Origin of the sequence: Micromonospora deserti (genome assembly GCF_003236335.1) — a bacterium.
GTDB lineage: Bacteria > Actinomycetota > Actinomycetes > Mycobacteriales > Micromonosporaceae > Micromonospora > Micromonospora deserti.
On record NZ_POUB01000302.1, the window covers coordinates 1 to 6,807 of the forward strand.

A 6,807-nucleotide genomic window follows, 5' to 3' on the forward strand; every position below is an offset into this window, starting at 1 on the left:
AAGTGTTGCCAAAGGAACCCCAAACCAGAAGACCCCGAAGAATCAACCAGCCAGGGATATCAAACAAATTGGCACTGGCTTATCAAGCACCCTGTTGAGTTCTCAAAGAACAACCACACACCACCCGAACATCCCATACTTGGGAGCCCGTCTGGGGCAACCTCACCAACTTACCCGGTCGGCTCCTCGCCGTCAACCTCGAACCCGAGGTGATCAACTTGGCGCGTCCCAGACCCACGTCGACGCACGCCGTAGTACGGCGATTGTGTCTGTCGTGGAAAGCCGCAGACCGGCCGATCGCCGCGTCGCGGCTATCCGCCCGGCTCCTGCCGGCCTCAGCACTCTACCCGGTCGGCTTCGCGATCGCAACCCCGACTTCCGGAGTGCCCCGCACCGCCCGATCCCCAGCCTCGCTCGGCGTCTCCGCCACGAGCCTGGTGCCCGTTCTCGGCCGGTTTGCCCGGCCTCCCGCGTGCAGAGAGAAAGTTACGCGGCCGGCCCGCAGAAGGCAAATCGAGGGGCTTCACTGAGCCGCCCGCGCCTTGTCGGGGCCTGCGCAATATAAGTCAACTCACCACGTCACCTGGATGTTCCCGGCGGGCGCCGGCGGATCGGCCGTACGGGCCAGCCCCGCCGCCACGCTCCCTTGCCAGGAAACGCGGCGCACGACCTGTACAACCCCGGATCTCGCCCCGGTATTTCCTCGTGGACCACGCCTGGTGGGAGCTGTGCTGACTCCGTGACCAGTACACCGGGTCCGGAAGCGGTTCCGCCGTGCCAGAGTGTCTTGCATGGATGACCTGTCCCGCTCTCCGACGGCGGTGCTCGCCGACGACGCGCTGCTCGGACTGCTGCTGCCGTTCTGGCAGCTGGTCATCGGCGCCTTCGTCCTCTTCGTCGTCGTCGTCTCGGTAGGCCGGCTGGCCCGCCGAGGGCGGTCCCGGATGACCACGGCGTTGCTGGTCACGGCCGCCGCGATCGCCGGCTTCGCGGTGGTGGGCGTACTGCTGCAGGGGTAGGGCCGGTCAGATCCGCCGATTCGCCAGGCTGGGCAGCTCGGCCCGGATGGTGTGCAGGCGGTCCAGGTGGAGGTCCGCGACGGCGAAGCCCGGACCGTCCGGCACCTGGCTGAGCACCGTCCCCCAGGGGTCGACCACCATGCTGCGCCCGAAGCAGGTCCGGCCCGGCTCGTGGTCGCCGATCTGACCGGCGGCCGCGACGAAGCACTGGTTCTCGATCGCCCGCGCGCGCAGCAGCACCTCCCAGTGGTCCCGCCCGGTGTGCAGCATGAAGGCGGCCGGCACCACGAGCAGCTGGGCCCCGCCGTCGGTGGCCAGCTGCCGGTACAGCTCCGGGAAACGCAGGTCGTAGCAGATCGACAACCCGACACGGAGGCCCTCGACGTCGACCACCACCGGCTGGTCCCCCGGCGCCACCGTCGCCGACTCCAGGTACGACACCCGGCCGGGGATCTCCACGTCGTACAGATGGATCTTTCGGTAGCTGGCGGCGAGCGTGCCGGTGCGGTCAAAGACGAGCGAGGTGTTCCAGGTGTGCGTGGGGTCCGGGCCGCGCTCGTGGAACGAGCCGGCGATCACCCACATGCCCAGGCGGCGTGCGACGGCGGCGAAGAACTGACCCACCTCGCCGTCCACCGGCTCGGGCTCGGGCAGCCCCGCGGCGGGGCCGAGGTAGTCGACGTACTCCGGCAGGACCGCGAGGTCCGCGCCGGCGGCGGCCGCGCGGTCCAGCAGGGCCTCCGCCGCGGTGAGATTCGCCTTGCGGTCGTCCCGGGCGTTGAGCTGGCAGACGGCGACGCGCATGGGCATCAGCGTACGGGCGGAGCGCCCCCGGCGACAGCTCGGACGCGAGCCGAGCGCCCGGGTCGGTGGCGGACCACCCCCGCTTCCCGGATTTCCGGCACACCACCAGCGGGGCGGTCGCGTCACCGCGTCACCGCGTCACCACGGTGCGGCGGTGCGGCGGTGCGGCGGTGCGGCGGTGCGGCGGTGCCCAACTGCCGGCCTGACTGGCCGGGGTGCGGGTCAGGCGGACTTCTCCTCGCGGTCCCGGCGGGCCCGCCGGCCGGTGAACTCGCGAGGCACGATCGTCGGGTTGACGTTTTCCAGGACCACCTCGCGGGTGATCAGCACCCGGGCGGCGTCGGGGTTGCTCGGCACCTCGTACATCACGGAGAGCAAGACCTCCTCCATGATGGCGCGGAGGCCACGGGCGCCGGTGCCGCGCAGCATCGCCTGGTCGGCGATCGCCTCCAGGGCCGGCTGCTCGAACTCCAGCTCGACGCCGTCCAGCTCGAAGAGGCGCTGGTACTGCCGGACCAGGGCGTTGCGCGGCTCGGTGAGGATCTGCACCAGCGCCTGGCGGTCGAGGCTGCGCACGTTGGTGATCACCGGGAGGCGGCCGATGAACTCGGGGATCAGGCCGAACTTCAGCATGTCCTCCGGCATGACCTGACCGAAGATGTCGTCGGTCGAGCGTTCGGAGACCGCGCGCAGCCGGGCGCCGAAGCCGGTGCCGCCCTGGCCGGTGCGGGCCTCGATGATCTGGTCGAGCCCGGCGAAGGCACCACCGCAGATGAAGAGCACGTTGGTGGTGTCGATCTGGATGAACTCCTGGTGCGGGTGCTTGCGGCCCCCCTGCGGCGGCACGTTGGCGACCGTGCCTTCCAGGATCTTGAGCAGCGCCTGCTGGACGCCCTCGCCGGAGACATCGCGGGTGATCGACGGATTCTCCGACTTACGGGCGATCTTGTCGACCTCGTCGATGTAGATGATGCCGGTCTCAGCGCGCTTGATGTCGTAGTCGGCGGCCTGGATCAGCTTGAGGAGGATGTTCTCCACGTCCTCGCCGACGTAGCCGGCCTCGGTGAGCGCGGTGGCGTCGGCGATGGCGAACGGGACGTTCAGCATCCGGGCCAGGGTCTGCGCCAGGTGGGTCTTACCGCACCCGGTCGGGCCGATCAGCAGGATGTTGGACTTGGCCAGTTCGACCGCGTCGCTGCCCGAGCCCGGCGCGCCGGCCGCCTCGGCCTGGATCCGCTTGTAGTGGTTGTAGACCGCGACGGCGAGCGCCTTCTTGGCCTGGTCCTGCCCGACGACGTAGTTGTCGAGGAACTGGCAGATCTCCATCGGCTTGGGAAGCTCTTCCCACTTCACCTCGCCGGACTCGGCCAGCTCCTCCTCGATGATCTCGTTGCAGAGATCGATGCACTCGTCGCAGATGTAGACCCCGGGGCCCGCGATGAGTTTCTTGACCTGCTTCTGCGACTTGCCGCAGAAGGAGCACTTGAGTAGGTCGCCGCCGTCACCGATCCGTGCCACCTACGTTTCTCCCTGCACTCACCGGCCGGAAACCCGGCCATGACCTGCGGACGCTGTGCCCCGTCCGTCTCCGTTCACCCCGCCGAGTCGACCAGCGAAGCGCTACAGACCCGACGTTACCCGCTGGCGGAGGTTTCTCCGACCCCCAAAACGGGTGTGTCAGAGGTCGGCCGGGAGCGGACTCCCGGCCGACCTCCGAGCTGGATCGCTCAGCTGGCTGCGTTGGCGGCCAGCAGGCCCTTCTTGCGGCTGGTGAGGATGGTGTCCACCAGCCCGTACTCGCGGGCCTCCTCGGCCGTCATGATCTTGTCGCGATCGATGTCCTTGCGAACCTTCTCGATCGGCTGGTTGCAGTGCCGGGAGAGCATCTCCTCGAGCTGGGTCCGCATCCGCAGGATCTCCCGGGCCTGGATCTCGATGTCCGAGCCCTGCCCGTAGCCGCCCTCCGTGGCCGGCTGGTGGATGATGATGCGGGAGTTCGGCAGGGCCATCCGCTTGCCCGGCGTGCCGGCGGAGAGCAGCACCGCCGCCGCGCTGGCGGCCTGGCCGAGGCAGACCGTCTGGATGTCCGGCCGGACGTACTGCATGGTGTCGTAGATCGCCGTCATGGCCGTGAACGAACCACCCGGCGAGTTGATGTACATGATGATGTCGCGGTCCGGGTCGGTGCCCTCGAGCGTCAGCAGCTGCGCCATCACGTCGTTGGCCGACGCGTCGTCGACCTGGACGCCGAGGAAGATGATCCGGTCCTCGAAGAGCTTGTTGTACGGGTTGGACTCCTTGACCCCGTACGACGTGCGCTCGACGAACGACGGCAGGACGTAGCGGTTGTGCACGGCCGCGAACTGGGGCGGCAGGCTCAGATCGGTCATCGTCAGCTCCTCAGCTCAGGGTCCCGGCGCCTTCCGGAACCTGGGCGGCCCCGGTGATCACCTTGTCGATGAAGCCGTAGTCCACGGCCTCCTGGGCGGTGAACCAACGGTCGCGGTCCGAGTCCGCCTCGATCTGGGCCGGGGGCTGGCCGGTGTGGTGGGCGACCCGCTCCTGGAACATCCGCTTGGTGTAGAGCATCTGCTCGGCCTGGATGGCGATGTCGGCGGCCGTGCCGCCCATCCCACCGGACGGCTGGTGCATCATGATCCGCGCGTGTGGGAGGGCGTAGCGCTTGCCCTTGGTGCCCGCGCAGAGCAGCAGCTGACCCATCGAGGCGGCCATGCCCATCGCCACCGTCGAAACGTCGTTGTCGATGAACTGCATGGTGTCGTAGATCGCCATGCCCGAGTAGACCGAGCCACCCGGCGAGTTGATCCAGAGGTTGATGTCGCGGTCCGGGTCCTCCGCGGCGAGCAGCAGCAGCTGCGCGCAGATGCGGTTGGCGACCTGGTCGGTCACCTCGCTGCCCAGGAAGATGATCCGCTCCTTGAGCAACCGGTTGTAGACCGAGTCGTCGAGGTTGCCAATGTTGTCGCCACCTCGGGCATCGATCGCCCGGAGCGGCTTCGGTGGGATGTGCATGTCGGTCATGGCAGCCCTTCGCTCTCCGTACCGTCCTACCCGACACTAACCGCTCAGCGGAACCGCAGAGTCCCGGTCGGGGCAGTGTTCGCTATCAGCGCACCTCGCGGAAGGCGTACCCCGGAAAGGGTTTCGGCCGCCGTCCCCCATGGCGGTGGACGACGGCCGCACCCGAGGTGTCAGTGCTCGTGGTCGTGCTCGGCCTCGCCGGCGGCGCGCAGCGCGTCGAGGCTGACCTCGTTGCCGGCCGAATCCTTGATCTTGATGCGCTCCATGACCGAGGCCAGTGCCTTCCCGCGCCGCACGTCGCCGTAGACCGCACCGGCCGCGCCGGACCGGACCAGCTGGTCGTAGTACTGCTGCGGAGCCATCCCGGCGCGCTGGGCCCGGTGGACGATCTCGTGCCCGAACTCGTCGTCGGAGACCTGGACATCCTCGGCGTCGGCGAGCGTGTCCAGCAGCAGCTGGATCTTGACGCCCTCGGTCGCCGCCTCGGCCAGCTCGGCGTCGATCTGCTCCTCGGTCTTCTCCTCGGCGGCGAGGTACTCCTCCAGGGAGGCGCCGATCCGCTCCAGCTGGTCGACCATCGCCTGCTTGCGGCTCTCGACCTCCTCGCGGACCACACCCTCCGGCGCCGGCACCTCGGCGGCGGCGACCAGCTGCTCGAGGGCCTTGTCCCGGGCGGCGTAGATCTGCTCCACCCGCTTGCCCCGGGTGACCCGCTCACGCAGGTCGTCGCGCAGCTCGTCGATGGTGTCGAACTCGCTCGCCATCTGGGCGAACTCGTCGTTGAGCTCCGGCAGCTCCTTCTCCTTGACCGTGCGGACGGTCACCGCCACCTCGGCGTCCCGGCCGGCGAAGTCACCGCCGACCAGCTGGGTGGTGAAGGTGGTGCTCTCACCCGCCGCCAGGCCGACGAGAGCCTCGTCCAGGCCCGGCAGGAGCTGCTTGCTGCCGACCTCGTGGGAGATGTTGCTCGCCGAGCCGCCCGGCACCTCCTCGCCGTCGACGGTCGCGTTCAGATCGATCTGGACGTAGTCGCCCTCCTGGGCGGCCCGCTCGACGGTCTTCAGGGTGGCGAAACGCTCACGCAGGCTCTTCACCTGCTCGTCGATCTCACTGTCGTCGACCTGGAGCTCGTCCACAGTCACCTCAATGGTGGCCAGGTCGGGCACGGTGATCTCCGGGCGGACGTCGACCTCGGCGGTGAAGTTGAGCGAGTCACCGTCGGTGAACTCGGTGATCTCCACCTCAGGGCGGCCGAGCGTCTTCAGGTCGTGCTCACGCACCGCGGCGAGGATGTTCTGCGGGATGGCCTCCTGCACCGCCTCGTTGAGGACAGTGCCCCGGCCCACCCGCTGGTCGATCACGGCGGCCGGCACCTTGCCCCGGCGGAAGCCGGGCACCTGGACCTGCTGGCCGATCTCCCGGTACGCCTTCTTGAGGCTCGGCTCGAGCTCGACGAACGGCACCTCGATGGCGAGCCGCACGCGCGTCGGGCTCAGAGTCTCGACGGTGCTCTTCACAGGCGTACTCCTTGACGGATCTCGGGTTTGAGTCTGGGCGTGATTGGCCCATCGAGTGTAGGCGAGCCGGCCGGACCGGCCGGCAGCGCCCGCGGACCGCGCGAAGGGCGGCCCCGGCGGACCGGCCGCGGACGACAGTCGGGGTGGCGGGATTTGAACCCACGGCCCCTCGCTCCCAAAGCGAGTGCGCTACCAAGCTGCGCCACACCCCGTGGCGACGAGAAGTGTAAGCCGTCGTGCCCACGCGACGTGTCGCGGCGTCCCCCAACCCGCCGATCGCGCCCCAACCGGACACCCACCGCCTGCCGCCAGGGCGCCTCGACGCCCGGAGGGCGGGCGGCCGGCGGCGGACGCGGGTCGCGAGCGGCGGACCGCGGACCGCGGCCGTGGCCCGCGCTGCGGGCGCAGGCCCTGGGCTGTCTCTT

At 69.2% G+C, this 6,807-nt stretch carries 6 protein-coding genes and 1 tRNA gene; 1 reads left to right on the top strand and 6 read right to left on the bottom strand.

The window, feature by feature from the left end; all coding sequences use genetic code 11:
• The first annotated feature begins 791 nt into the window (after positions 1–791).
• Positions 792–1,019: a hypothetical protein gene (locus C1I99_RS27535; RefSeq protein ID WP_111137125.1), complete on the top strand. Its 228-nt coding sequence runs from the start codon at positions 792–794 to the stop codon at positions 1,017–1,019.
• A gap of 6 nt (positions 1,020–1,025) precedes the next feature.
• Here C1I99_RS27535 and C1I99_RS27540 read toward each other — a convergent pair whose 3' ends face one another.
• The 6 genes from C1I99_RS27540 to C1I99_RS27565 form a co-directional block, all read right to left on the bottom strand.
• Positions 1,026–1,823, bottom strand: coding sequence for a carbon-nitrogen hydrolase family protein (locus C1I99_RS27540; protein ID WP_111137126.1), 798 nt, complete (start codon positions 1,821–1,823; stop codon positions 1,026–1,028).
• A gap of 222 nt (positions 1,824–2,045) precedes the next feature.
• Positions 2,046–3,341 (bottom strand): ATP-dependent Clp protease ATP-binding subunit ClpX, encoded by a 1,296-nt coding sequence (gene clpX / locus C1I99_RS27545; protein ID WP_091651797.1) that lies wholly within the window; start codon positions 3,339–3,341, stop codon positions 2,046–2,048.
• Between the two features lie 209 nt (positions 3,342–3,550).
• Positions 3,551–4,213: an ATP-dependent Clp protease proteolytic subunit gene (locus C1I99_RS27550; protein ID WP_111137127.1), complete on the bottom strand. Its 663-nt coding sequence runs from the start codon at positions 4,211–4,213 to the stop codon at positions 3,551–3,553.
• 10 nt (positions 4,214–4,223) lie between these two features.
• Positions 4,224–4,865: a ClpP family protease gene (locus tag C1I99_RS27555; RefSeq protein WP_111137128.1), complete on the bottom strand. Its 642-nt coding sequence runs from the start codon at positions 4,863–4,865 to the stop codon at positions 4,224–4,226.
• A 170-nt stretch (positions 4,866–5,035) separates the two neighbouring features.
• Positions 5,036–6,382, bottom strand: a complete 1,347-nt coding sequence (gene tig, locus C1I99_RS27560) for a trigger factor (RefSeq protein ID WP_111137129.1) — start codon at positions 6,380–6,382, stop codon at positions 5,036–5,038.
• 138 nt (positions 6,383–6,520) lie between these two features.
• Positions 6,521–6,594 (bottom strand) — tRNA-Pro (locus tag C1I99_RS27565).
• Positions 6,595–6,807: the final 213 nt, after the last annotated feature.